The sequence below is a fragment of the Roseateles sp. P5_E4 genome (assembly GCF_054049255.1).
The window spans coordinates 178,727-201,965 of record NZ_JBFUMS010000006.1 but is presented as its reverse complement, the minus strand read 5'-3'; the positions used below and the strand labels follow the sequence as shown (position 1 = coordinate 201,965).

25 protein-coding genes and 1 riboswitch are annotated in these 23,239 nt (G+C 68.1%); of the genes, 10 read left to right on the top strand and 15 right to left on the bottom strand.

Features of this window, described 5'->3' with window-relative positions; genetic code table 11:
• Positions 1-27: 27 nt before the first annotated feature.
• The 5 genes from kefC to ACXJLH_RS13840 form a co-directional block, all read right to left on the bottom strand.
• Entirely contained in the window at positions 28-1,875 is a 1,848-nt protein-coding gene (kefC, locus tag ACXJLH_RS13860; protein WP_457444709.1) for a glutathione-regulated potassium-efflux system protein KefC, read from the bottom strand.
• On the bottom strand, positions 1,872-2,528 hold the full coding sequence (kefF, locus tag ACXJLH_RS13855; protein WP_457444707.1) for a glutathione-regulated potassium-efflux system oxidoreductase KefF: 657 nt from the start codon (positions 2,526-2,528) through the stop codon (positions 1,872-1,874). Before kefF ends, kefC begins: the two co-directional genes overlap by 4 nt.
• A gap of 28 nt (positions 2,529-2,556) precedes the next feature.
• Entirely contained in the window at positions 2,557-3,108 is a 552-nt protein-coding gene (locus ACXJLH_RS13850; RefSeq protein WP_457444827.1) for an outer membrane beta-barrel protein, read from the bottom strand.
• A gap of 62 nt (positions 3,109-3,170) precedes the next feature.
• Positions 3,171-4,559: a sensor histidine kinase gene (locus ACXJLH_RS13845; protein ID WP_457444705.1), complete on the bottom strand. Its 1,389-nt coding sequence runs from the start codon at positions 4,557-4,559 to the stop codon at positions 3,171-3,173.
• Complete coding sequence (locus tag ACXJLH_RS13840; protein ID WP_457444703.1) at positions 4,556-5,215, bottom strand: response regulator; 660 nt, start codon at positions 5,213-5,215, stop codon at positions 4,556-4,558. The genes ACXJLH_RS13845 and ACXJLH_RS13840 overlap by 4 nt, the downstream gene beginning before the upstream one ends.
• An 85-nt stretch (positions 5,216-5,300) precedes the next feature.
• Between ACXJLH_RS13840 and ACXJLH_RS13835 the strand changes: the two genes are divergently transcribed.
• Both ACXJLH_RS13835 and ACXJLH_RS13830 read left to right on the top strand, forming a co-directional pair.
• A complete protein-coding gene (locus tag ACXJLH_RS13835) occupies positions 5,301-5,756 on the top strand; it encodes a MaoC family dehydratase (protein WP_457354219.1) in 456 nt (151 codons plus the stop codon).
• Between the two features lie 58 nt (positions 5,757-5,814).
• Complete coding sequence (locus tag ACXJLH_RS13830) at positions 5,815-6,720, top strand: DUF808 domain-containing protein (protein ID WP_457444702.1); 906 nt, start codon at positions 5,815-5,817, stop codon at positions 6,718-6,720.
• Here the strand turns inward: ACXJLH_RS13830 and ACXJLH_RS13825 are convergent, their stop codons facing one another.
• The 5 genes from ACXJLH_RS13825 to ACXJLH_RS13805 all read right to left on the bottom strand — a co-directional run bounded on the left by ACXJLH_RS13825 (position 6,721) and on the right by ACXJLH_RS13805 (position 11,856).
• Positions 6,721-7,551 carry a segregation and condensation protein A gene (locus tag ACXJLH_RS13825; RefSeq protein ID WP_056199739.1) on the bottom strand — a complete coding sequence of 277 codons (831 nt, stop codon included), beginning with the start codon at positions 7,549-7,551 and terminating at the stop codon, positions 6,721-6,723. It abuts the gene before it with no gap.
• Between the two features lie 12 nt (positions 7,552-7,563).
• Positions 7,564-7,767 (bottom strand): DUF3460 family protein, encoded by a 204-nt coding sequence (locus ACXJLH_RS13820; protein WP_056199099.1) that lies wholly within the window; start codon positions 7,765-7,767, stop codon positions 7,564-7,566.
• A 14-nt stretch (positions 7,768-7,781) separates the two neighbouring features.
• Positions 7,782-9,431 (bottom strand): SulP family inorganic anion transporter, encoded by a 1,650-nt coding sequence (locus ACXJLH_RS13815; protein WP_457444700.1) that lies wholly within the window; start codon positions 9,429-9,431, stop codon positions 7,782-7,784.
• 127 nt (positions 9,432-9,558) lie between these two features.
• The gene (gene metG, locus ACXJLH_RS13810) at positions 9,559-11,634 is read right to left on the bottom strand and encodes a methionine--tRNA ligase (protein WP_457354211.1); all 2,076 of its coding nucleotides are present in this window, start codon (positions 11,632-11,634) and stop codon (positions 9,559-9,561) included.
• A 39-nt stretch (positions 11,635-11,673) separates the two neighbouring features.
• Positions 11,674-11,856 carry a hypothetical protein gene (locus ACXJLH_RS13805; RefSeq protein WP_056199090.1) on the bottom strand — a complete coding sequence of 61 codons (183 nt, stop codon included), beginning with the start codon at positions 11,854-11,856 and terminating at the stop codon, positions 11,674-11,676.
• Between the two features lie 589 nt (positions 11,857-12,445).
• On the opposite strand from ACXJLH_RS13805, the gene minC reads away from it, so the two are divergent.
• From minC to minE, 3 genes are read left to right on the top strand one after another with little or no spacing between them, the layout of a single operon-like run.
• Positions 12,446-13,279 (top strand): septum site-determining protein MinC, encoded by an 834-nt coding sequence (gene minC / locus ACXJLH_RS13800; protein ID WP_056199088.1) that lies wholly within the window; start codon positions 12,446-12,448, stop codon positions 13,277-13,279.
• A gap of 44 nt (positions 13,280-13,323) precedes the next feature.
• A complete protein-coding gene (minD, locus tag ACXJLH_RS13795; RefSeq protein ID WP_457354209.1) occupies positions 13,324-14,139 on the top strand; it encodes a septum site-determining protein MinD in 816 nt (271 codons plus the stop codon).
• A 13-nt stretch (positions 14,140-14,152) separates the two neighbouring features.
• Positions 14,153-14,416, top strand: a complete 264-nt coding sequence (minE, locus tag ACXJLH_RS13790) for a cell division topological specificity factor MinE (protein WP_056199081.1) — start codon at positions 14,153-14,155, stop codon at positions 14,414-14,416.
• Positions 14,417-14,418: 2 nt separating this feature from the next.
• On the opposite strand, the gene ACXJLH_RS13785 is transcribed toward minE, so the two are convergent.
• Together ACXJLH_RS13785 and ACXJLH_RS13780 are read right to left on the bottom strand one after the other, a co-directional pair.
• Positions 14,419-14,664: a VF530 family protein gene (locus tag ACXJLH_RS13785; protein WP_457444698.1), complete on the bottom strand. Its 246-nt coding sequence runs from the start codon at positions 14,662-14,664 to the stop codon at positions 14,419-14,421.
• Positions 14,661-15,251 carry a 1-acyl-sn-glycerol-3-phosphate acyltransferase gene (locus ACXJLH_RS13780; protein WP_056199077.1) on the bottom strand — a complete coding sequence of 197 codons (591 nt, stop codon included), beginning with the start codon at positions 15,249-15,251 and terminating at the stop codon, positions 14,661-14,663. The genes ACXJLH_RS13785 and ACXJLH_RS13780 overlap by 4 nt, the downstream gene beginning before the upstream one ends.
• Before the next feature lie 232 nt (positions 15,252-15,483).
• Here ACXJLH_RS13780 and ACXJLH_RS13775 point away from each other — a divergent pair, with 232 nt between their 5' ends.
• The gene (locus ACXJLH_RS13775; protein ID WP_457444696.1) at positions 15,484-17,154 is read left to right on the top strand and encodes a serine hydrolase domain-containing protein; all 1,671 of its coding nucleotides are present in this window, start codon (positions 15,484-15,486) and stop codon (positions 17,152-17,154) included.
• A gap of 3 nt (positions 17,155-17,157) precedes the next feature.
• On the opposite strand, the gene ACXJLH_RS13770 is transcribed toward ACXJLH_RS13775, so the two are convergent.
• The gene (locus tag ACXJLH_RS13770) at positions 17,158-17,439 is read right to left on the bottom strand and encodes a 2Fe-2S iron-sulfur cluster-binding protein (RefSeq protein WP_056199737.1); all 282 of its coding nucleotides are present in this window, start codon (positions 17,437-17,439) and stop codon (positions 17,158-17,160) included.
• A 56-nt stretch (positions 17,440-17,495) separates the two neighbouring features.
• A riboswitch (FMN riboswitch) is annotated at positions 17,496-17,646 on the top strand.
• 86 nt (positions 17,647-17,732) lie between these two features.
• Between ACXJLH_RS13770 and ACXJLH_RS13765 the strand changes: the two genes are divergently transcribed.
• From ACXJLH_RS13765 to ACXJLH_RS13755, 3 genes are read left to right on the top strand one after another with little or no spacing between them, the layout of a single operon-like run.
• Positions 17,733-18,224, top strand: a complete 492-nt coding sequence (locus tag ACXJLH_RS13765) for a 6,7-dimethyl-8-ribityllumazine synthase (protein ID WP_457444694.1) — start codon at positions 17,733-17,735, stop codon at positions 18,222-18,224.
• A 52-nt stretch (positions 18,225-18,276) separates the two neighbouring features.
• Positions 18,277-18,771 (top strand): YgjP-like metallopeptidase domain-containing protein, encoded by a 495-nt coding sequence (locus tag ACXJLH_RS13760; RefSeq protein WP_056199069.1) that lies wholly within the window; start codon positions 18,277-18,279, stop codon positions 18,769-18,771.
• Entirely contained in the window at positions 18,768-19,697 is a 930-nt protein-coding gene (locus ACXJLH_RS13755) for a tRNA dihydrouridine synthase (protein WP_457444692.1), read from the top strand. The genes ACXJLH_RS13760 and ACXJLH_RS13755 overlap by 4 nt, the downstream gene beginning before the upstream one ends.
• Before the next feature lies 1 nt (position 19,698).
• Here ACXJLH_RS13755 and ACXJLH_RS13750 read toward each other — a convergent pair whose 3' ends face one another.
• Entirely contained in the window at positions 19,699-22,146 is a 2,448-nt protein-coding gene (locus tag ACXJLH_RS13750; RefSeq protein ID WP_457444690.1) for an ATP-binding protein, read from the bottom strand.
• Positions 22,147-22,260: 114 nt separating this feature from the next.
• Here ACXJLH_RS13750 and ACXJLH_RS13745 point away from each other — a divergent pair, with 114 nt between their 5' ends.
• A complete protein-coding gene (locus ACXJLH_RS13745; RefSeq protein ID WP_457354196.1) occupies positions 22,261-22,536 on the top strand; it encodes a DUF4242 domain-containing protein in 276 nt (91 codons plus the stop codon).
• On the opposite strand, the gene ACXJLH_RS13740 is transcribed toward ACXJLH_RS13745, so the two are convergent.
• Complete coding sequence (locus tag ACXJLH_RS13740; protein WP_457444688.1) at positions 22,533-23,231, bottom strand: DUF899 family protein; 699 nt, start codon at positions 23,229-23,231, stop codon at positions 22,533-22,535. The two genes, ACXJLH_RS13745 and ACXJLH_RS13740, sit on opposite strands and share 4 nt — an antisense overlap.
• Positions 23,232-23,239 lie beyond the last annotated feature (8 nt).

The window sequence follows — 23,239 nt, the reverse complement described above, 5'->3', positions numbered from 1 at the left end:
GTCGCCGCGCACCTTCAAACCCTGCCCTCAAAGAGGCGGTGCGGCGTCCTGCCTGTCCCAGCCGCCACGCTGGGCCTTGCGGTGCGCGTCCTCGGCCTCGCGCTCGGCGGCGATCAACTGCTCGAACTGCTGGCGGCCCAGCCGGGCAGCGGCGATCAGCGCGCCCTCGTCACCCTGCAGCGGCACCATGGTGTTGAGCACGTCGATGTTGTGGCGCCGGAAGCGCATGGCCTGGCGGCGTGCGGCGTGCGGCTCCATGCCGGTCAGCTCCAGCACGCTGCGCGCGCTCATCAGCGCGGCGTCGAAGGTCTCGCGCTCGATGTGACGCACGCCGGCCTCGTGCAATTGGTAGTAGTGCTGCACATTGCGTGCGCGGGCCACGACGGTGAGCTGCGGGAAATGCTCGCGCGCCAGCTCGGCGATCTCGACGCTCTGCGCGATGTCGTCGATGGCGATGACGAGGATGCGCCCCGTCGCTGCGCCCGCGGTCTTGAGCATGTCCAGCCGTGTCGCGTCGCCGTAGTAGACCGTCCAGTCGAAGCGACGCAGGCTCTCGATGGCCTCGGAGTCGTGGTCCAGAACGGTGGCTTCCAGGCCGTTGGCGCGCAGCATGCGGGCGACGACCTGACCGTAGCGGCCACTGCCGGCAATGATGATGGGCGAGGGCGGTGGCGGCGTAGCTTCGGCGCGCTTCTTGAGGCCGCGGCGGGCAAGCTTCTGCGACATCAGCCGGTCGCCACCGGTCAGCAGCAGCGGGGTCAGCGCCAGCGACAGCGCCACGGCCGCCACCAGGGCCGAGTTCTGCGCCGCGCTGATCATGCCCTCGCTCTGGGCGAGCTGGAAGACGACGAAGCCGAACTCGCCGCCCTGGGCCAGCAGGATGACGAAGGCCGGCCGCTCCACCAGCGGGATCTTCATCGCCTTGGCCATGGCACCGAGCACGAGGATCTTGCAGGCGAGCAGGGCCAGCACGAGCAGCGCCACGAAGCCCGGCTGGGCGGCGACGGCCTTGAGGTCCAGCCCCATGCCGACGGCGATGAAGAACAAGCCCAGCAGCAGTCCCTTGAAGGGCTCCAGGTCGGTCTCCAGCTCGCGGCGGTATTCGCTTTCGGCCAGCAGCACGCCGGCCAGGAAGGCGCCCAGCGCCATGGACAGGCCGACGAGTTGCATCAGCGCCGCCGTTCCCAGCACCAGCAGCAGGGCCGCGGCGGTGAAGATCTCGGGCGTCTTGCTGTGAGCAATCCAACGCAGGGCCGGGCGCAGCAACAGGCGCCCGCCGAAGACGATGGTGATGATGGCGCCCAGGGCCTTGGCGGCCGCCAGCCATGTCTTGCCGTCACCGTCATCCGCCGCGCCGCTGAGCGCCAGCACCGGCACCAGGGCCAGCACGGGGATGGCGGCGATGTCCTGCAGCAGCGCGACGGACAGGATGCTCTCGCCCGCCGTCGTGCGGCCGAGGTTGCGCTCGGCCAGCACCGCCAGCGCCACGGCCGTGGACGACATCGCCAGGCCCAGGCTGACGACGACGGCGAGCCGCCACGGGTAACCCAGCGCGAGGCCGACAAAGGTCAGCACCGCCGCGCAGCCCAGCAACTGCACGCTGCCCCAGCCGAAGATGGGCCGGCGCATGGCCCACAGCCGCTTGGGCTCCAGCTCCAGGCCGACGAGGAAAAGCATCAGCACGACGCCGAGCTCGGCGACCTCGGGAATGGCCGTGGATTCGGGAATCAGCCCCAGCACGGCCGGGCCGATCAGCAGGCCGGCGACAAGGTAGCCGAGGATGGAGCCCAAGCGCAGCCAGCGTGCCAGCGGCACGGCGAGCACGGCGGCGGCGAGGAAGACGAGGGGCAGTTGCAGCCAATTGCCGTGGCTCATTCGTCGCTCCCGGCGTCCAACGTAGAGAACAACGGTGGCCTCTCATCCAGAGCAACGGCCTCCTCGTCGCCGATGGCTGGCTCGGCGAGGTGCTCGCACCACTCGGGGTAATGCGCCAGCCGCTTCACGAACAGCTCGGCATGGGCGGTGATCTCGGCGTCCGTCACGCGGTGGGCGCCTTGCAGGATCTGCGGCGGCAGGTAGTTCATGCCGCAGGTGTGGGCCGACTGCCGGTAGGGCAACAGGAAGTCGGCTATGGGGTGGTGGTTGTGGCCGCCCGGTGCATAGGCCTCGGCGCCGCCGCCGGTGGAGGCGACCAGCCAGAAGTCCTTGCCGTGCAGGGCCGTGCCGCCGGGCCCATAGGCCCAGCCCAGGCGCGGCACCTCGTCCAGCCAGAGCTTCTGCAGTGCCGGCATGCTGTACCAGTAGATGGGATGCAACATGACGACCAGCTTGGCGGCTTCGAGGGCGCGCTGCTCGGCGTCGATGTGGATGTGGAAGTCCGGATAGAGGCGGTAGAGGTCACGCAGCTCGACGCGGTCGGCTGCAGGCGAGGCACGCAGCGCATCGAGCAGCGTGCGGGTCGCATGGGAGCGGGCCAGGTCGGGGTGGGCGGCGAGGACGAGGATGTCGCGGGCGGTACTGTCAGGCATGGCCCGCGAGATTAACTTGCCCGCCCGACTAGAACTTGAAGGCCAGACCCACCTCGGCCTTCTGCTGCGTGAAGCGGTCGCCGTCGCTGCGGCGCGAACCGTAGCGGTTGTATTCGACGGTGGCGGACACCTGCGGTGCGAGCTTCCACTCCAGGCCGCTGCCGAACATGGGCCGCACGAAGGACTCGCGATCGGTGTGGCCCAGCGAGTCGCTGGCCTTGAGCCGGTTCACGGCCAGGCCGACCTTGCCGAAGAGCGCGAAGGAATCGCCGAGCGATGTGGTGGCCCGTGCGGCCAGGTAGGCGACGCTGGTGGACATCTTCAGCTGGTAGGGGGAACCTGGCGTGGGGTCGGCCGCGTGGTAGGTGCCGAAGGCGCCGTAGCCCAGCTCGGCCGCCCAGGTGGGCGTGAACTGCAGCCCGGCGTACAGCTTCATCGCATGCGGCTTGTTGTCGTTGGCCACGTCATGGCCGTTGATGCTGAAGTTCGCCTCGCCGGGAGTAGTGAGGTTGAAGCCGACGTAGGGGTCGGCGGCATGCGCGGGCAGAGCGGCCAGCGCGGCAACGGTGAGGAACAGCACAGCTTTCAAACAAGGCTCCGGTCGGTGGTGGAAAGGACCGGGCCATTGTTGAAAGCCGTGGCTTAAGGAATGCCCAAGACGATGGCCGGCAACCGAAGTTCGAAGCGCGCACCGCAACCACTGCCGTCGGGCCACGTGAGGCCGTCGCCCAGCGTGACCTGGCCACCCAGTCGGTCGGCAGCCCGCGCCACGATGGCCAGGCCCAGCCCGCTGCCCTGCACGTCATGCCCGGCGCCGCGCCAGAAGCGCTCGAAGGCCTGAGGGCGGTCGGCGGGCGCAATGCCCGGGCCGTCATCGGCAACAGCCAGCCGCAGGCCGTCGGGCGTGACGTCGAGACTGACCTCGATGCGGCGGCCGCGGCCCACGTAGCGCAATGCGTTGTCGAGCAGGTTCTGCAGCAAGGACTGCAAGGCCACGGTGTCCAGGCGTACCGGCAGCTGGTCCGGCGCGTCCAGCGCCAGCGCAATGCCGCGCTCGCGTGCGGCGCCCGCCTGCTCGGCCAGTCGCTGTGCGCAGAAATGCGCGAGGTCGAGGGCGACCGGCGCGGCGGGCTGCTCGTTGTCGAGGCTGGCCAGGTCCAGCAGCTGGCGCGACAGGTGGGCGCTGCGTGCGATGGCGTGTTGCAGCCCGGCGGCAGCAGTGGCGCGCGCGTCGGCATCAGCTGCGTGCACGAGGGCGTGGGTCTGCGTGGCGACGACGGCCAGCGGCGTGCGCAGCTCGTGCGCCGCCTCGTGCACAAAGGCGCGTTCACGCGCGCGGCGCCTGCGCAGGCGGCTCAGCAGTGCGTCGAAGGCCTGACCCAGCGGGCGCAGCTCACGGTAGCGCAGGTCCACGTCCAGCGGTGCCAGGTCCTGCCGCAGGTCCAGGCTGTTCAGCCGGCGAGCAAAGCGGCGCAGCGGTGCCAGGCCCGTGTAGACGGCGATCCACAGCGGCAGCAGCATCAAAGGGAAGCCCACCAGCAGCTGCATGCCCAGCGCGCCGCTGGCAAAGCCGAGCAACTGGGCGCGCGACAACGCCGGCTCGGCCAGCCTCAGCGACCAGCGCGGCCCGTCCTGGCGGTAGGTCCAGTGCGTCCGGCCGGCGATGGTCTGCTCGCCGACGCCTGGCTTGGTAATGGCATCGCCGGGTGCCGACGCGTAGACCTGTCGGCCTTGACGGTCCAGCAACTGCATCAGCAGCGGGCCTGTCGTCATGGTCTGCCCCATGCGCAGCCCGTTGATGTAGCGCGTGTGGCCATCGAGCACCCGGGTAGCCAGCGCGGGATCGTCGATCTCTTCCAGCCCCGCGGCGAGCTGCCGGCCCAGCTGGCGCACACCCGGGTCGGTGGCCAACTGGTGCTGGACATCGAGCTGGTCGTCCACCAGCAGCAGCACCGAGCACAGCGTGAAGGCGAGCAACAGCGCGAGGATGAGCCGGCGCGTCAGCGTGGGTTGCAGCCATTCGAACTTCATGCGCATTCGAGCCAGTAGCCCACGCCGCGCAGCGTGCCGATGCGGGCCGCGCCCACCTTGCGGCGCAGGTTGGCCAGGTGCACCTCCAGCGTGCCGAACTCCATCGGCTCGCCCAGCGGCGCCAGGCGTTGCGCGAGCTGGTGCTTGGCGACCACACCGCCGCGTTCGCGTGCCAGTTCCAGCAGCAGCTGATATTCGCGCGGCGACAGCGCCAGCTCAGCGCCCTCCAGAAGCACCCGCTGGCGGCGCGGCTCGACCGTCAGGCCGCCCAGCGTCCACTCGTCGCTGGCCTGCTGGGCGCAGCGCCGCAGCACCGAGCGCAGGCGCGCCATCAGTTCGGGCATCTCGAAGGGCTTGACCACATAGTCGTCGGCGCCGCCGTCGAAGCCGGCGAGGCGGTCCTCCAGCGTGGTGCGTGCGGTGATGACGATGACTGGCACTGCGCTGCCCTGGCGGCGCCAGCGTGTCAGCAAGGCGCGGCCGTCGCCGTCGGGCAGGGTCTGGTCCAGCAGCACGGCGTCCTGCGCGGCGGGGTCGAGCTGCCGGGGCGCGTCGTTGGCGCGCCGCAGCCAGGTGCTGCTGTGCCCTTCGGTGTGCAGCGCGGCCTGCAGCGCAGGCCCCAAGCCGAGGTCGTCCTCGATCAACAGAATGTGCATGGAACGGCGGTGTCGCGTGGGCTACGGTCGATCAGGGCGCGCGAGGTTAACGTAGTGGCACACCCGCCACCTTGCGTCACCCTGCATGCGCCACTTCGACACCCTTGCCGATCTCGAATCCCTGATCGGCCAACCCCTGGGCCACAGCGATTGGATCACCGTCGACCAGGCGCGCGTGAACGCGTTTGCCGAGGCGACTGAGGACAGGCAGTGGATCCACGTCGACCCCGAACGCGCCAAGGCGGGGCCTTTCGGCGGACCGATTGCGCATGGCTTCCTGACGCTGTCGCTGATCCCGTATTTTTTTGAGACCGGCTTCTCGGTGCGCGAATCGCGCATGGTGCTGAACTACGGCCTCAACAAGGTGCGCTTCACGAAGCCGGTGCCGGTGGGCAGCCGGCTGCGCGCCGGCTTCAAACTTCTGGCCATGGACCCGGTGGCCGGTGGCGCGGTGCAGTTGACGGTGGAGGTAGCCATCGAGGCCGAGGGTGCGGCCAAGCCGGTGTGCGTCGCGGAGAGCCTGGCGCGCCATTACCGCTGAGAAGCGGTTAGGCCGGATAGCATGGCGGCCCGTTCAACGACCGCCTTCGTGCTGCCCCATGGCCTCCAGCCTGCTCGTCCTGCTCGACGACATCGCCACCATCCTTGACGACGTGGCGACCATGACCAAGGTCGCCGCCACAAAGACCGCCGGGGTGCTGGGCGACGACTTGGCGCTCAACGCTCAGCAGGTCACCGGCGTCAATGCCGACCGCGAATTGCCGGTGGTGTGGGCGGTGGCCAAGGGCTCGCTGCTGAACAAGGCCATCCTGGTGCCGGCGGCCCTGGCCATCTCGGCCTTTGCCCCGTGGGCCATCACCCCCTTGCTGATGGTGGGCGGCGCCTATCTGTGCTTCGAGGGCTTTGAGAAGCTGGCGCACAAATTCCTGCATAGCGCGGAGGAAGACCAGGCTCACCACGACGAGCTGGTCAAGGCGATTGCCGACCCCAAGGTCGACATGGCCACCTTCGAGCGCGACAAGGTCAAGGGGGCCATCCGCACCGACTTCATCCTGTCCGCCGAAATCATCGTCATCGCCCTGGGTACGGTGGCCAGCGCGCCGCTGCAGACCCAACTGGCCGTCCTGGTGGCCGTGTCGATCGCGATGACGTTGGGCGTCTATGGCTTTGTGGCCGGCATCGTCAAGATGGACGACGCCGGGCTCTGGCTGTCACGCAAGGCAGGCGCAGCGGCGCAGGCTTTCGGTCGCTTCCTGCTGGCCGCTGCGCCGCAGTTGATGAAGCTGCTGACGGTGCTGGGCACGGCGGCGATGTTCCTCGTCGGCGGCGGCATCCTCGTGCATGGCATTGCGCCGCTGCATCACGCCATTGCCCATCTTGCAGAGGGCCAGGCGTGGCTGGTGTCAGCGGTGCTGGAGAACGGCGCCAATGCGTTGGTCGGCGTGGTCGCCGGGGCGCTGGTGCTGGCCGGCGTGATGGCGGTGCAGAAGCTGCGCGGGCGCTGATCAATTGGCGCTGTACGCCAGCCTCACATAGATCGGCGCGAACGCCTCGGCCTGCGTGATCTCCAGCAGGCGCTCCTTGGCCAGCTCCAGCATCGCGATGAAGGTGACGACGATGACGGCCTGGCCGCGCGTGACGTCGAACAGGGCCTCGAACTCGACGAAGCGCTGGCCCTGCAGGCGGCGCAGCACGATGCTCATGTGCTCGCGCACCGACAGCTGCTCGCGGCTGATCTTGTGGTGCTGGTTGAGCTTGGCACGCTTGAGGATGTCCAGCCAGGCTTCGCGCAGGTCATCGGTGTTGACGTCGGGGAAGTGGGGCGTCAGCGACTGCTCGATGTGGACCTGGGCGCGCAGGAAGTCGCGACCCAACTGCGGCAGGCGGTCCAGCCGCGCGGCGGCGAGCTTCATCTGCTCGTACTCCAGCAGGCGCCGCACCAGCTCGGCACGCGGATCCTCGGCTTCCTTGCCATCCTCGCTCTTCTTGGGCGGCAGCAGCATGCGCGACTTGATCTCGATCAGCATCGCGGCCATCAAGAGGTATTCGCTGGCCAGCTCGAGGTTGTGCTTGCGGATCTGCTCGACATAGCTCAGGTACTGGCGGGTCACGTCGGCCAGCGGGATGTCGAGGATGTTGAAGTTCTGCTTGCGGATGAGGTACAGCAGCAGGTCCAGCGGGCCCTGGAAGGCCTCCAGGAAGACCTCCAACGCATCCGGCGGGATGTAGAGGTCCAGCGGCATCTGGAACAGCGGCTCGCCGTACAGGCGCGCCACTGCGACCGCGTCTACGACCTCGGGAAGGTCAGACGCGGCTTGGCTGGATTCCTCAGCCATGGCCGTCAAGGCTTACTTGCCGGACGTTTGATAGACGTAGGGCTGCTGCGGTACGCGGGCGTCGTCGAAACCGGCCTGGGCGTTGCGGTCCTGCTCCTTGTCCCACAGCAGGGCACGGCCGGCGCGCTGTTCGGCCTCCAGCGTGGGGCGCTGGGCCTTGAGTTGCTCAATGAAGTTCGTGACTTCGGACTTGTAGGGCTTCCAGAACAGCGGCATGGGGGTCTCTTTGACTAAGGGGCTGATTTTAGATCGGCGATGCTGGGCACGATGGCGGCGTCGCCCAATTCGGCGGCCAGACCGGAGCGGCGCAGCAGATCCAGGGGCTGGGCGTTGATGTTCGCGAGCACCAGGGCGACGCTGCGCTTGGCCAGCGTGCGGTGCAGTTCGCGCAGGGCCTCCACGCCCGAGGTGTCCATGACGATGAGGCGGTGCATCTCGAAGACGACGGCCCGCGTGCCAGCGGGCAGCTGCTCGGCCAGCGCCTCGATCTTGCCGACCGCGCCAAAGAACAGGGCGCCATAGAGCTCGTAGGCCACCACGCCCTCGGGCAGGACGCCGGCGTCGAAGCGGCTGATCGTGAACAGCTGGCCCATGCGCCAGACGAAAAACACGCAGGACGCGATCAGGCCCACCTCCACCGCCACGGTCAGGTCGGTCACGACGGTCAGCGTGAAAGTGCCGACGAGCAGCGTGCGGTAGGTGAAGTTGAATCGCCGCAGGCGTGCGAACTCGTGCCAGTCGCCCATGTTCCAGGCGACGACGAGCAGGATGCCGGCCAAGGCCGCGAGGGGCACATGCACGGCCAGCGGCGCGGCCACGAGCAGGATGATCAGCAGGCTCAGCGCATGCACGATGCCGGCGACCGGGCTGGTCGCGCCGGCACGGATATTGGTCACCGTGCGGGCGATGGTGCCGGTGGCCGGCATGCCGCCGAACAGCGGCGCCACCAGGTTGGCGATACCCTGCGCCATCAGCTCCTGGTTGGGGTCATGGCGGGGCAGGTCAGGCGTGAGCTTGTCGGCCACGCGGGCGCAGAGCAGTGACTCGATGGCGCCGAGCAGCGCCAAAGTCAATGTCGGGATGACGAGCTGGCGCAGGCCCTCCCAGCTCGCGTCCGGCCAGGCCAGCGCTGGCAGGCTGCGCGGAATGCCACCGAAACGGCTGCCGATGGTTTCCAGCGGCAGGTCCAGCAGCGCGGTGGCCAGCGTCGCGCCCACGAGCGCGATGACGGTGCTGGGCAGCAGCGCCATCCAGCGCCGCACGCCGCTCAGGGCCTGCTGCCCGATGTTCTTGGGCCAGAGCAGCAGCACGGTCACGGCCGCGGCAGTCGTCGCAACGGCCCAGGGATTGAAGCCTGCCGCGTGCGCGCTCAGCACGCCAATCTGGCCGAAGAAGTCGGCCGGCATGGGCACGCGCGACAGGCCCAGTGCGTCCTTCAGCTGAGCGAGCGCGATCAGCACCGCGATGCCGTTGGTGAAGCCGGTGACGATGGCCACCGGGATGTAGCGCACCAGCACGCCGAGCCTGAGGGCGCCCATCGCGAACAGCAGCACACCGGCGCCCATGGTGGCGAGCAGCAGATTGGCCAGGCCGTAGCGCTGCAGGATGCCGTAGACGACGACGATGAAGGCGCCGGCCGGCCCGCCGATCTGCACGCTGGAGCCGCCGAAGAGGGAGATCAGCAAGCCGGCGACGATGGCCGTGGCCAGGCCCTGTTCGGGGCGCAGACCGGAGGCGATGGCGAAGGCCAGCGCCAGCGGCAGCGCGACGATGCCGACCGTCAGGCCGGCGCCGAGATCAGCGAGGAAGCGCTGCCGCGAGTAACCCGCCCGCAGCGCGAGCATGCGGGGGCGGAAAGGGTGCAGCTGGGGCAGTGGCATGGAACCTCCGGGGTGGCGACGACGCGAGGAGCGAGGTCGCGGCCGGAGGCCCGCAGTGGTAGTGCTCGGCGATGAAACGCCGGCGCCGCGACGGGCCAAGAGGCAGTCGCGGCGAGTTCATGGCTGCTCAGCGCACCCGCATGCCCGGCAGAGCGCCGGGGAAAGGCTCGAGCACGAAGATGCCCGGGTGGGCCTTCTCGTCGGCGTGGCTGGCGGCCAGCACCATGCCCTCGCTGATGCCGAACTTCATCTTGCGCGGTGCGAGGTTGGCGACAAGCACGGTCAGCTTGCCTTCCAGGGCCTCGGGCTTGTAGGCGCTTTTGATGCCACTGAAGACATTGCGCAGGCGGCCCTCGCCAGCGTCCAGCGTCAGGCGCAGCAGCTTGTCCGAGCCCTCGACGTGCTCGGCCTTGACGATCTTCGCGATGCGCAGGTCAACCTTGGCGAAGTCGTCGATCTTGATCTCTTCCGCGAGGTCTTCGCCACCGGGCACCACCTTCGGCGCCGGCGGGGCTTCGAACAGCTGCTCCACCTTGGCCAGGTCGACGCGCTGCATCAGGTGCTGGTAGACGCCGATCTGATGGGCGCCCAGGGCGCGGGCGCTGTCGCTCCACTGCAGCGGCGCGATCTTCAGGAAGGACTCGACCTGACCGGCCAATGCCGGCAGTACCGGCTTGAGGTAGAGGGTCAGCAGGCGGAAGGCCTCGATGCAGACGCTGCAGACGTCGTGCAGGGCGGCGTCCATGCCTTCCTGCTTGGCCAGCTCCCAGGGCTTGTGCTGGTCGACGAACTCGTTGACCTTGTCGGCCAGCAGCATGATCTCGCGGATGGCCTTGCCGAATTCGCGGTCCTCGTAGAGCTGGGCGATCGAATCGCTTGGGGCGCGCAGTGCGTCCAGCAGCATGCGGCCTTCGACGCCGAGGTCGCCGCTGAGATGGCCGTCGAAACGCTTGGTCAGGAAGCCAGCGGCGCGCGACGCGATGTTGATGAACTTGCCGACCAGGTCGCTGTTGACGCGGGCCGCGAAGTCCTCGGGGTTGAAGTCGATGTCCTCGACCTTGGCATTGAGCTTGGCGGCGATGTAGTAGCGCAGCCACTCGGCGTTCAGGCCGAGAGCGAGGTACTTCAGCGGGTCCAGGCCGGTGCCGCGGCTCTTGCTCATCTTCTCGCCTCCGTTGACGGTCATGAAGCCGTGCACGAAGACGTGGTTGGGGGTCTTCCGCGGCACGTAGGTGCCGTCGGCCAGATGCTTGCCGCTGAAATGCAGCATTGCCGGCCAGAACAGCGTGTGGAAGTAGGTGATGTCCTTGCCGATGAAGTGGATCTGCTCCACCGACGGATCCGCCATGAAGGCGTCGTAGTCCCTGCCAGTCTTGCCGAAGTAGTTCTTCAGCGAGGCCAGGTAGCCGATGGGCGCGTCCAGCCAGACGTAGAAGTACTTGCCCGGCGCATCGGGGATCTCGATGCCGAAATAAGGCGCGTCGCGGCTGATGTCCCAGTCGCTGAGCTTGTTGTTGCCGTCCTCGTCGGTCTCGAACCACTCGCGGATCTTGTTCAGCACCTCGGGCTGCAGCCGGCCGGCCTCCTGGGTCCATTGCGTCAGGAAGTCGACGCAGCGTGGGTCGCTCAGCTTGAAGAAGTAGTGCTCGCTGGTCTTGAGCACCGGCGTCGCGCCGGACAGCACCGAGTAAGGGTTCTTCAGCTCGGTGGGCGCATAGACGGCGCCGCAGACCTCGCAGGAGTCGCCGTACTGGTCCTTCGCGCCGCATTTGGGGCATTCGCCCTTGATGAAGCGGTCCGGCAGAAACATCGACTTGGCCGGGTCGAAGAATTGCTCGATGGTCTTGGTCGAGATCAGCTCGTTGTGGCGCAGCGCGAGATAGACGGCCTTGGACAGCTCGTGGTTCTCTGGTCCGTCGGTCGAATGCCAGTTGTCGAAGCTGATGTGAAAGCCGTCGAGGTATTGCTTGCGGCCGGCGGCAATGCCAGCGACGAAGTCCTGCGGCGTCTTTCCGGCCTTCTCGGCCGAAATCATGATCGGCGCGCCGTGGGCGTCGTCCGCACAGACGAAGTGCACTTCGTGGCCCGCCATGCGCTGGAAGCGCACCCAGGTGTCGGCCTGGGTGTACTCCATGATGTGGCCGATGTGGAAACCGGCGTTCGCATAGGGTAGGGCGGTGGTGACGAAGAGCTGGCGGGGCATGGGCGCTGGGAACGGAGCTGGCGGGCGGAACTGCGGATTCTAGGTTTGCGGGTCAACGGGGGCGGCCGGGTCGGCTGCGGCCTCGCCATCGGCCTGAGGCTCATCGGGGGCGTCGGGTTCGTCGGGCTTGCCGCTGATCTTGCGCTGGCGCTTTTCCTCGGCCTTGCGCTTCTTGGCCAGCTCGCGCTGGCGTTTTTCATAGCTGTAGTTCGGGGTAGCCAAAATGGACTCTCCTTGAGGTGGTCGGCCCAATGTAGCTTGCGATGGCGCGTTGAGCGCTTCCAAGTTGCAGCCGAAAGCTCCACAGCGCCTCAAGGACCTCGCTTAAGTCACTGATTTGTAACGCTTCTGAAAGCTATCCACCGAGTCTGTGGAAAACTTTGTGGAGAACCCGCCGCCATCGCAGCCAAGCCCTTATGGAATGCGGGTCCGCTTAGGTTGCTCAATTTCTAGGCACCCTCGGTTCGCTTATATGAATCAATAACTTAGCGGAATGGCGGGGCGAGCTCACGGGCCAGGGGGCATGAGGGCTGGCGGGGCTTGACGCCTTCCAGATTTGGGGATAAGTCAAGGCACCAAGTGCGGATGTCACGGTTTGGAAGGACATTTCGACGCGCTTTGTCCCCGTCTGCTGTGGACAAGTCTGTGGGCCGGCTGACGACAGCGGTGCTAAGTGCTTGATCGGCCAGCCGGCCGCCCGCAATGCCCGTTTTTGAGGCGCCATCGCGAGTGCCGCCTGGGGGCAGCCCCAACAGGCAAGGCGGGGGTGGCGGCTAAACTCGCGCCCTTTTGAACGGGCGGCAGCGGCGCAATGGCGGATTTGACGAGGGAAAGTGGCGGACGCGGCAAGAGCGCAGCGCGCGCCGGCACTTTCGAATTGAAGTCGCGCCGCTTCAGCCTGCTGGGCCTGGTGCTGCACAGCGCCGACATGGCCGAGCTGGCCGCCGACTGGGCCCAGCGCGCGGGCGCCGGCGGCTTCGAGCATGAGCCCGTTGTCATCGACTTGAGCCAGCTGGCGCGTGCGCCGGCCACCGTGGCCGCGCCGGTCGAAGGCCAGGCACCGTTGGCCCTGGACGGGCCGGCACCGGTTGATTTGCGGGCGATCGTCGAGCTGCTGCGCAACAGCCAGCTGCAGCCAGTGGCCGTGGCCGGTGCGACGGCCGAGGAGCTGGCCGCGGCGCATGAGCTGGGCCTGGCCGACGCGGCCGACGAGCCGATGGGTGAACGCAGTGCCGCGCCGGCCGAGACAGTGCGTGAGGTGGTTCGTGAGATCACCGTCGAAAAGATCATCGAGAAGCCCGCCGCACCTGCGCCGACCCTGGTCATCGACAAGCCGCTGCGCTCCGGCCAGCGCATCTATGCCAAGGGCGGCGACCTCGTCGTGCTGGCGCTGGTGAACCACGGCGCCGAAGTCATCGCCGATGGCAGCGTGCATGTCTACGCACCGCTGCGCGGCAAGGCCATCGCCGGCGCGCGCGGCGACACGTCGGCCCGCATCTATGCCCACAGCCTGGAGGCGGAGCTGCTGTCGATTGCCGGCATCTACCGCACGACCGAGAACCCGCTGCCGGCCGACGTGGCGGGCAAGCCGGCCCAGGTCCTGCTCGATGGCGAGAAGCTGCTGATGCTGCCACTCGCCCTCTGAAGTGCTCTGAACCCGATTGAACTGAACGAACAGGAAAGCTCCAGATGACCAAGATCGTCGTCGTCACCTCCGGCAAGGGCGGGGTCGGCAAGACCACCACCAGCGCGAGCTTCGCCACCGGCCTCGCGATGCGCGGCCACAAGACCTGCGTCATCGACTTCGATGTTGGCCTGCGCAACCTTGACCTCATCATGGGCGTCGAGCGCCGTGTGGTGTATGACCTCATCAACGTCGTCAACGAAGAGATCAAACTGACGCAGGCCCTCATCAAGGACAAGCAGCTCGACAAGCTCTACATCCTGGCCGCCTCGCAGACGCGCGACAAGGACGCGCTGAAGCAGGAAGGCGTCGAGCGCGTGCTCAACGAGCTCAAGGCGATGGAGTTCGATTTCATCGTCTGCGACTCGCCGGCCGGCATCGAGACCGGCGCGCTGATGGCCATGCACTACGCCGACGAGGCACTGGTCGTGACCAATCCCGAGGTCTCGTCGGTGCGCGACAGCGACCGCATCCTGGGCATGCTGAGCAGCAAGACCAAGCGCGCCATCGAAGGCGGCGACCCGGTCAAGGAGCATCTGCTCATCACGCGCTACAACCCGAACCGTGTCGAGGGCGGCCAGATGCTGAGCCTGGACGACATCCATGAGATCCTGCGCACGCCGCTGATCGGCGTCATCCCCGAGAGCGAGAGCGTGCTGCAGGCCTCCAACCAGGGCACGCCGGCTATCCACCTGGCCGAGACCGACGTGGCCGAGGCCTACAAAGACGTCGTCGCGCGCTTCCTCGGCGAGGACAAGCCCATGCGCTTCACCGAAGCCGTGAAGCCCAGCTGGTTCAAGCGCGTCTTCGGCGCCAAGTGATGGGAGCCGCGCAATGGGATTCCTGAACTTTTTCCTCGGCGAGAAGAAGAGCTCGGCCAGCGTCGCCAAGGAGCGGCTGCAGCTCATCCTCGCGCACGAGCGCAACGGCCGCAGCTCCAGCCCCGACTATCTGCCGCAGTTGCAGCGCGAGCTGGTGGCCGTCATCAGCAAATACGTGTCGATCAACCCTGAAGACATCAAGGTGCACATGGAGCGCCAGGGGGATCTGGAAGTACTCGAAGTCAAGATCGAACTCCCGGAGCCTGGCGGCCGCTAAACCTACGGTCGAGCGGCGCGCGCCTGCTCGCGCCGCATGAAAAGATAGAGGCTCTCGACCTTGGCGCGCGCCCACGGCGTCTTGCGCAGGAACTTCAGGCTCGACGCCACGCTGGGGTCGATCTGGAAGCACTTGATCGCAATGCGCTGGCCGAGTTCGGCCCAGCCGAAATGCTCCACCAATGCGGTCACGATGGCCTCAAGGGTGAGGCCATGCAGCGGGTCCTTGGACGTGGTCGTCGTATTCATTCGTGCGTGAACTGGTCTGAGTTCTTGCCCTTGTACTGGGCGTAATAGCGCTTGATCTCGGCCATGTCGGCGTCGACATCGCCGGTCGGCCGGAACAGCGGGCCGAGGCCAACGAGCTTGCGCGGGTAGTCCATGTGCGCCATGACGATGGGCAGTTTCGCCGTGACGGCGATCCAGTAGAAGCCGGTCTTCCAGTAGATGGTCTTGCTGCGCGTGCCCTCGGGGGGCACGATGAGCTGCACCGGGCCGTCGGCGGCCTGCAGGGCCTCGGCTGAGGCGGCGACAAGATTGCTGGACTTGTCGCGATCCACCGGGATGCCGCCCAGCCAGCGCATCAGCCCACCAAACGGGAAGCGGAAGATGGAAGCCTTGCCCATCCAGTAGGGCGTCAGGCGCAGCGCGAAGGACGCGAAGAGCGTGTAGGGCAGGTCCCAGTTGCTGGTGTGCGGGGCGGCGATGAAGACGCTCTTGCGCGCCTCGGGCTGCAGCTCGCCCTGAACGGTCCAGCCTGCCAGCTTGAGCCAGGCCACGGACAAACCCCGCAGCAGGGTGCTCAGCCCCGGGGTTGTGAAGATGGTGCGATGCATGGCGGCGATTGTCCCGTGCGCCGGTCTGCCTCAATCTGAGGCAGCGCAAGGAAAGCGCTGTTGTGCCAAGGACTTGGGCTTGCAGCCCGCAGGCTGTGCACGGTGTTGTCCACAGGAGCTGTGGATGGCCGCTGCGGCTCATGCCTTCTTTCGTGCCGTTCATCGCATGCCGGCTTGCCGGGCCGCGCGCCAAACGCCATGCTGCGCGGCGTCTCACCACCTGCCCACCGCCATGCGACAACACGCCACGCCCGCCTTCGCTCTGTCTGTTTTGCTGGTCGGCACGGCCCACGCCGGCCAACCCGCCACGCCCGCGGCCATGACGGCCTATGCCGACCAGTTGCTCGACGCGCAGAAGCTCAAGCGCGACGGCCCCGGCGTCACGGTGCTGGTCGCGCGCGGTGACCAGCTCCTCTACAAGGGCGCCCGCGGCATGGCCAGCATCGAGCTCGGCGTGCCCCTGCAGCCCGACCAGCTGATGCGCATCGGCTCCGTCACCAAGCAGTTCGCCGCCGCGATGCTGCTCAAGCAGATCGACGAAGGCAAGGCCAGGTTCGATGACCCGCTGTCCAAATTCCTGCCCGACTATCCCAATGGCAGCCAGATCACGCTGCTGCAGCTGCTCAACCACACCTCGGGCGTCAAGAGCTACACCGGCATCCCGGGCTATATGGGCAACCCCGTGCGCCGCGACCTCAGCACGGCCGAGCTGATCAAGGAATTCAAGGACCTGCCGGCGGACTTCCAGCCCGGCGAGAAGTGGGCCTACAACAACTCCGGCTATGTGCTGCTCGGCGCCGTCGTCGAGGCCATCTCGGGCAAGAGCTGGTACCAGTCCGTCGACGATCTTTTGCTCAAGCCCGCGCAGATCACCAGCGTGCACTACCAGGCCGGCGACAGGCTCTTCAAGGGCATGGCCCAGGGCTATACGCTGAATGCCCAGCGCGAGGTGGCGCCGGCCGGCTTCCTCAGCATGACCCAGCCCCATGCCGCCGGCGCGCTGATCGGCAATACCGAAGGCCTGTGGCGCTGGAACCAGGCGCTGCATGGCGGCAAGCTCATCAGCAAAGCCAGCTACGAGCGGATGACGACGCCCGAAGGCCCGGCCAAGCCCTCGCACTATGGCTTTGGCATCACCACCGCCACGCTGCGCGGCCAGCCGATGCTGATGCATGGCGGCGGCATCCATGGTTTCGTGTCGACGCTGAACTACCTGCCGCAGAGCCAGACGACGATCGTCATCCTGCGCAACAGCGATGGGCCCGGCTTCTCCATGGATCTGGTGGCCCGCAAGCTGGCCGCCTTCGCCGTCGGCGAGCCCTTTGCCGAGCCCAAGGCCGTGGCCGTGGCCGCCGAGCAGCTCAAGTCCGCCGAGGGCGTGTTTGTTCGCGAGGACAAGCAGACCCGCATGTTGCGCGTGAAGGACGGCGTGCTGCACAGCCAGCGCAGCGGCGGCGGCAGCACCGCGCTGATTGCGCTGGGCAATGACCGGTTCGCCCTTCCCGACTCACTGACCGAGCTGCAGATCGAGCGTGGTGCCGATGGCAAGGCCGTGGCGGCGCGTGTCTTCAACAATGGCGAGAGCGCCGACGTCGAGCGCTGGACGCGCAGCGGCGAGCTGCCGAGCGAGATCGCCTTCATGGCGCTCACGCCGGCCCAGATGCAGGCCCTGGTGGGCGACTACAGCTCGCCGCAATTCGCGGTCAAGGTCTTCATCGACGACCAGGGCCGTCTGCAAGGCCAGGCACCTGGCCAGCCGGCGTTCGAGCTGAAGGCCAGCACGCCGCGCCGCGTGCATGTGCCCCAGGTCGACGCCCAGCTCGACTTCGGCGCCGAGGAGGGCCAGGCCGCTTCGGTGACGCTGATCCAGGGCGGCAACAAGCTCGTCATGCCCAGAAAGTAGTCGTCACACCCACTGCAGCACGACGTCGCTGCGTGGGCAGGCCACGCAGGGCAGCACCCAGCCTTCGGCCTTCTCTTCAGCGGAGAGGCCGGGCCAGGGAATGTTGTGCTCGATGCGGCCTTGCAGCAGCTGCGAGATGCAGGTGCGGCAGGTGCCGTTGCGGCAGGACCAGGGCAGCGCGACGCCTGCGGCCAGGCCGGCCAGCATCAGGGGCTGGTCGGCGGCGCAGTCGAAGCTCTCGCCACCGGGCAGCAAGGTCACGCGAAATAGGGCTGTCTCGGACATGACCGCCATCATGCCGTCAGCAACGCTAGCATCCGTGTGCCGGCTCGCAAGGCCGGCAGCGTTCTCAGGGCGGGGCGAAATTCCCCACCGGCGGTATGTGCGCAAGCACGAGCCCGCGAGCGCCTTCGCCGCTTCGGCGGCAAAGGGTCAGCAGACCTGGTGCGATGCCAGGGCCGACGGTCACAGTCCGGATGAAAGAGATCGCGGAGCGTCGGCGTGCTTGCTTGAGCGGGCACGCCGCTGCTGCGTGCGCTTGCCCTGATTCTGGAAAAACCGTCTTTCAAGAGGACACCATGAATCAGACCCTCAATCCCACCTTCAATCTGACCCGCCTGCCGCGCGTGGCCATCGTGGCCGCCAGCTGGCACAAGGACATCGTCGGCGTCGCCGTGTCGGCCATCCGGCATGAATTCGACCGATGTCGAATACCGGCCGAACAGGTCACGGTCATCGACGTGCCGGGCGCCTTCGAGATCCCGTTGCATGCCAAACGCCTCGCGCGCACGGGCCGTTTTGATGCCGTCATTGCCTGCGGCCTGGTCGTCGACGGCGGCATCTACCGGCATGACTTTGTCGCCCAGACCGTCATCAGCGCGCTGATGCAGGTGCAGCTGGAAACCGACGTGCCGGTGTTCTCCGCGGTGCTGACGCCGCACCACTTCCACGAGCATGGCGAGCACAAGCGCTTCTTTGCCGAGCATTTCTCCACCAAGGGCCAGGAGGTGGCACGCGCCTGCCTCGCGACAATAGCGAGCCTGGACCAGCTGAACGCGCTGGTCGCCTGACCTCGCTACCCGCGCGGCGCACTCGACGCGCCGCGCCTTGAATCCCGACTGCATGCTTGCCGCCCGCTACCTCGCTGGCTACCCGCCCGAACTCATTGCCCAGGCCGAACAGCTGCGGCTGGACGGCCGCCTGGCCGACCATCTCGCCCGCCGCCTGCCTGAGCGCCACGAGGTGCGCAGCGATGGCGCCCTGTTCGACTACGTGCAGGCGCTCAAGGCCCGCCACCTGCGCAATGCCGAGCCGCTGAATTTCGTCGGCTATGACGCCAAGCTGCGCGTGCTGCAGCAGGCGCTGGGCACGCACACCCGCCGCACCCAGGTGCAAGGCTCAAAGCTGAAGATGCGCCGCGAGATCCGCGTGGCCACGCTGTTCAAGGAGGCGCCGGCCGCGCTGCTGCGCATGATCGTCGTGCACGAGCTGGCGCATCTTCGGGAGCTGGAGCACAACAAGCCCTTCTACAAGCTCTGCCAGCACATGGAGCCGGACTACTTCCAACTCGAGTTCGACCTGCGGCTCTATTTGATGAACCAAGAGGAGTCGAAATGATCCTCTTGGCGCCCATGGAAGGGCTGTTGGATCACATCCTGCGCGACGTGCTCACGCGCGTGGGCGGCGTGGACCGCTGCGTGTCCGAGTTCATCCGCGTGACCGACCAGTTGCTGCCCGGCCGCGTGTTCACGCGCATCGTGCCGGAGCTGAGGAACGGTGGGCGCACGGCAGCCGGCGTGCCGGTGCATCCGCAGTTGCTGGGCTCCGACGTGACCTGCCTGGCCGAGAACGCCGGGCGACTTGCCGAGCTCAAGCCCGAGGGCATCGACCTGAACTTCGGCTGCCCGGCCAAGTGCGTCAACCGCCACCGTGGCGGCGCCGTGTTGCTGGACGAGCCCGAGCTGATCCACGAGATCGTCTCGGCCGTGCGCCGTGCGGTGCCGATGGACGTGATGGTGTCCGCCAAGATGCGCCTGGGCTATATGGATGACAGCCGCACGCTCGACGTGGCCCGCGCGATTCACGACGCGGGCGCCCAGGAGATCGTCGTGCATGCCCGCACCAAGGCCGATGGCTACAAGCCGCCGGCCTACTGGGAGCGCATCGCCGCCGTGCGCGAGGCGGTGCCCATCACCATCATTGCCAACGGCGAGATCTGGACCGTCGAGCATGCCGAGCTGGCCCGCGAGCGCAGCGGCTGCGAACACCTGATGCTGGGCCGCGGCATGGTGGCCGACCCGGGCCTGGCGCTGCGCGTGGCGGGCAGGCGCGCCGAGCCGGTGCCGTGGGCCGAGCTGCTGCCGCTGATGCAGGTCTTCTTCGACCAGGTGCGTGCCACTGTCGCTGCGAAGCACCAGGGCGGTCGACTCAAGCAGTGGCTGCACTACCTGAAGCGCGCCTACCCCGAAGCCGATGCGGCCTATGCCGAGCTGCGCACCGTGAACTCGGCCGACGATTTGGCGACGCGCCTGTTCGCTGCCTGAGTCACAGCTCGAAGGCCGCGCGCATCGCGTCGGACAGCTTCATGCGCCGACCTTCCTGCGCGAGCCGTTCCACGTCCTCCGTGCTGAACCGCTCCGCCAGCCCTGCCGCGAGCGTCGCGCGGTCGGCGGCCTCGTTGGGCTGGCGCTGCATCTGGCCATGAACCTCGAACTCGCGGTCCGCCGCGCCGGCCAGTTGCGCGGCCAGCGCCGTGCGGCCGGCTTGCAGATGCAGCAGCGCCAGCGCGTCCAGCGACACCCACAGTTGGTCATCCACCGCCAGCCGACCCAGGCGAGCTGGGGCTTGCCGCGCCACCTCGCGGGCGCGCTCGAAGCGCCCCTGCGCAATCAGCGCGCCGATCAGGTTGCCCATGATGGTGGCCAGGCAGGCCAGGTCGCCGGCATCGCCCGGCTCGGCCAGCAGCGCCTCGCCCAGCTGCACGGCCAGGTCCAGCTCGCCAGCGGCGCGGGCCTGGTCGGCCAGGTTCAGCCGGGCGCGCATCACGCCGGCGTCGAAGCCACCACGCTCGCACAACGCCAGCGCCGCTTGATAGCAGCGCCGGGCTTCGTCGTGCCGGCCGGAAGTCAGGTGCAGCACGGCTTCGGTCGTCAGGCCGCGCTCCAGCACGGCTGCCGGCCAGCCGGGGCTTTCCAGCATGCGCGCGGCGGCCAGTGCGGCGCGGGCTTCGGGGCCGTCGACGCGCCAGTTGAAGGCGTGTTCCACCAGCGACAGGTATTCGCCTCGCTCGTCGCCCAGCTCGCGGTACAGCCGGGCGGCGCGCTCGGCGGCGTCGCGCGCCAGGCCCGGGTGGATGGCGCTGTGACAGCGCGCGCAGGCCGACCAGAAACGGGCCAGCTCCGGCTTTGCAATGGTGGTGTCGTCCGCCAGCCGCGCGGCCAGCGCCAGTGCATGCGGGCGGGCCTGCGTGGCGCGCGGCATCCACAGCGGCGCGGCGGCGCCGAACAGAGCCACGGCGCTGGCGAGGTCGTGCTCGCCGGCCCAGGCGAGTGCAGCCCACAGCCCGGGCAACTCGGGTTCATAACGAGATTTCCAGGCGGCATGCGGCAGCCGCCAGGATTCCTCATAGGCGTCGTCCAGCAGCCAGCGCAGCCCCGCGCAGTGGCGGGCCTGGGCCAACGCCGTCTCGCCGGCGGCGGCGAGCTTGTCCAGCGCGAAAAGGCGCATGGTTTCCAGCAAGCGCAAGCGCCGCTGCGCCGTGCCGCGGTCGATGCTGACGAGGGACCGCTCGACCAGGCTGAGCACTGCGGCCACCGCGGCTGCGGCGGGCAGCTTGTCGTCGGCCAGCACCAGGGCTGCGCCTTCCAGCGAGAAGCTGCCCGGGAACACGGCCAGGCGGCGCAGCACGAGGCGTTCGCGCTCGGTCAGCAATTCGTGCGACCAGCTCAGCGCCTCGGCCAGCGCGTTGCGGCGCGACGGGCTGCGCGCATCGCTGGGAGCCAGCAGCGTCAGCCGCTGGTGCAGCCGCGCGGCCAGGCCGTCCAGCCCCAGCACATCCAGGCGCGAAGCGGCCAGCTCGATGGCCAGCGGGTTGCAGTCCAGCGCCTCGCAGATCTCCTCGGCCCGGTGGCTGACGCCCGCTTCGGTCGCGCCGGTGCGCGCGGCCAGCAGGCGCACGGCGTCGGGCAGGGGCAGCGGCTCCAGGCGGTAGACGCGTTCGCCCTGGGCCTGCAGCGGCAGCTGGCTGGTGATGAGCAGGCTGACCCGCTCGGTGTCGCGCACCAGCGTCGAGACGAGCTCGGCGACATCCGCGGCGCGGTGCTCGGCGTTGTCCAGCACGATCAGCAGCGCCAGCGCCGACAGCTTGGCCGCCAGCGTCGCGAGCGGGTCCGGGCCGGGTGGCAGGCCCAGCGCGCGGGCCACGGCGGCCGCGACGGGCTCGTCCTCGCGCAGCAGCGTCAGGTCCACCCACCAGGCCCCGTCGGCGTGGTCGCCGCGCAGGCTCAGCGCGAGCTCCTGCGCAAGCCGCGTCTTGCCGACGCCAGGGCCGCCGCACAGCGTGACGGCCGGCTGGTCGCGCAGCAGGGCCTGCAGCTCGCCCAGCTCAGTCTCGCGGCCGATCAGCGGCGGCAGACGCACCGGCAGACGGCCGCGGGCACCCAGGCCAGGCTCGCCGGGCGCGGCCTCGGCCACATCCAGCACCGGCAGCGCGAAGCGGTAGCCAAAGCCGGGGATGGTCGTGATGGCCTCGGCGCCGAGCAGCTTGCGCAACACGCCGACTTGCACGGCGAGGTTGTTCTCCTCGACGACCACACCGGCCCAGACCCGTTTCATCAGGTCGTCCTTGGCCACCAGCTGCCCGGCGCGCTCGACGAAGGCCACCAGCAGCTCGAAGGCACGCGCCGTCAGGGCTACCTCGCTGCCGCGGCGAAAGAGCAGGCGCTCGGCCGGCAGCAGCTTGTAGTCGCCGAAGCGGTAATGGGGCGTCGCCATGACCGCGAATTTAGCCAGATTTCAGACCGCCTAAAGGACGCGGCCCACCCCGAGGTCGGAGCATGACGCCAGGCCAGTCGAAGTCCGGCAGGCCAGGTTCAACAGGAGTTCCCCATGCCCAAGTTCGTCATCGAAAGAAACATCCCCGGCGCCGGCCAGCTCACGGCCGAGCAGTTGCAAGGCATCTCCGCCACGTCCTGCGGCGTGCTGCGCGACCTGGGCCCCAGCATCCAGTGGGTGCACAGCTACGTGACCGACGACAAGATCTACTGTGTCTACAACGCACCCGACGAGGCCAAGGTGCGCGAGCACGCGCGCCTGGGCGGCTTCCCGGCCGACCAGGTGAGCCAGGTGCGGCGCATCATCGACCCGGTGACAGCCGAGGTTTAGTACTGCAGCTTGGGATACCAGTCGGTCCCGCGCCCGTCGGGCGTCAGGTCCAAGATGGACCACAGCGAGGCGATGTCCGGCGCATCGCGCGGGTCCTGGCCGGGGTCGCCCATGGCCTTGGTCATCTCGCTGGCCCAGAACAACCTGACCTGCTCGCCGTCGCGCCTGAACACCACGAGGGCCGGGTACTCGCTGCCGTCGGGCTGCAGGATGCCAAGATCCTTGGCGTAGTCGTCGCCGACGGTCTGCACGAAGTTGAGGTCGCGCCAGCCGCGCTCCTGGGCGAAGGCGTATTGCCGCTCGACCGGCGAGCGGCCGAGGATCTTCAGCGCCACGCGCTGCTTGATGTCGGCGGCATTGCCGTTGACGGCGCCCAGCCAGTTGGTGCACATCGGGCAGGGGCGCTCGCGCTGCGGGCCGTACATCCAGAAGTAGGTTACCAGCGTGTCCTTGTCGCCGAACAGCTCGAGCAGGCTGACGTCGAAGGCCTGCTCGTCCTTGAACTTGTAGGGTTTGGCGATGACCGGCCCGGGTGGCAGCGCGCGCCGCTGCTCGGTCAGGCGCGTCATGTGGCGGCGGAACTCGATCTCCTCGGCGAGCAAGGCCTTGCGGGCCTGCTCGTAATCGGCAGAGGCGCCGGGAAAGGGTGTCTTGGCCCGGGAGGCCAGTTCGGTGGCGGAGGTCAGGTCAGGCATGCGGTGTC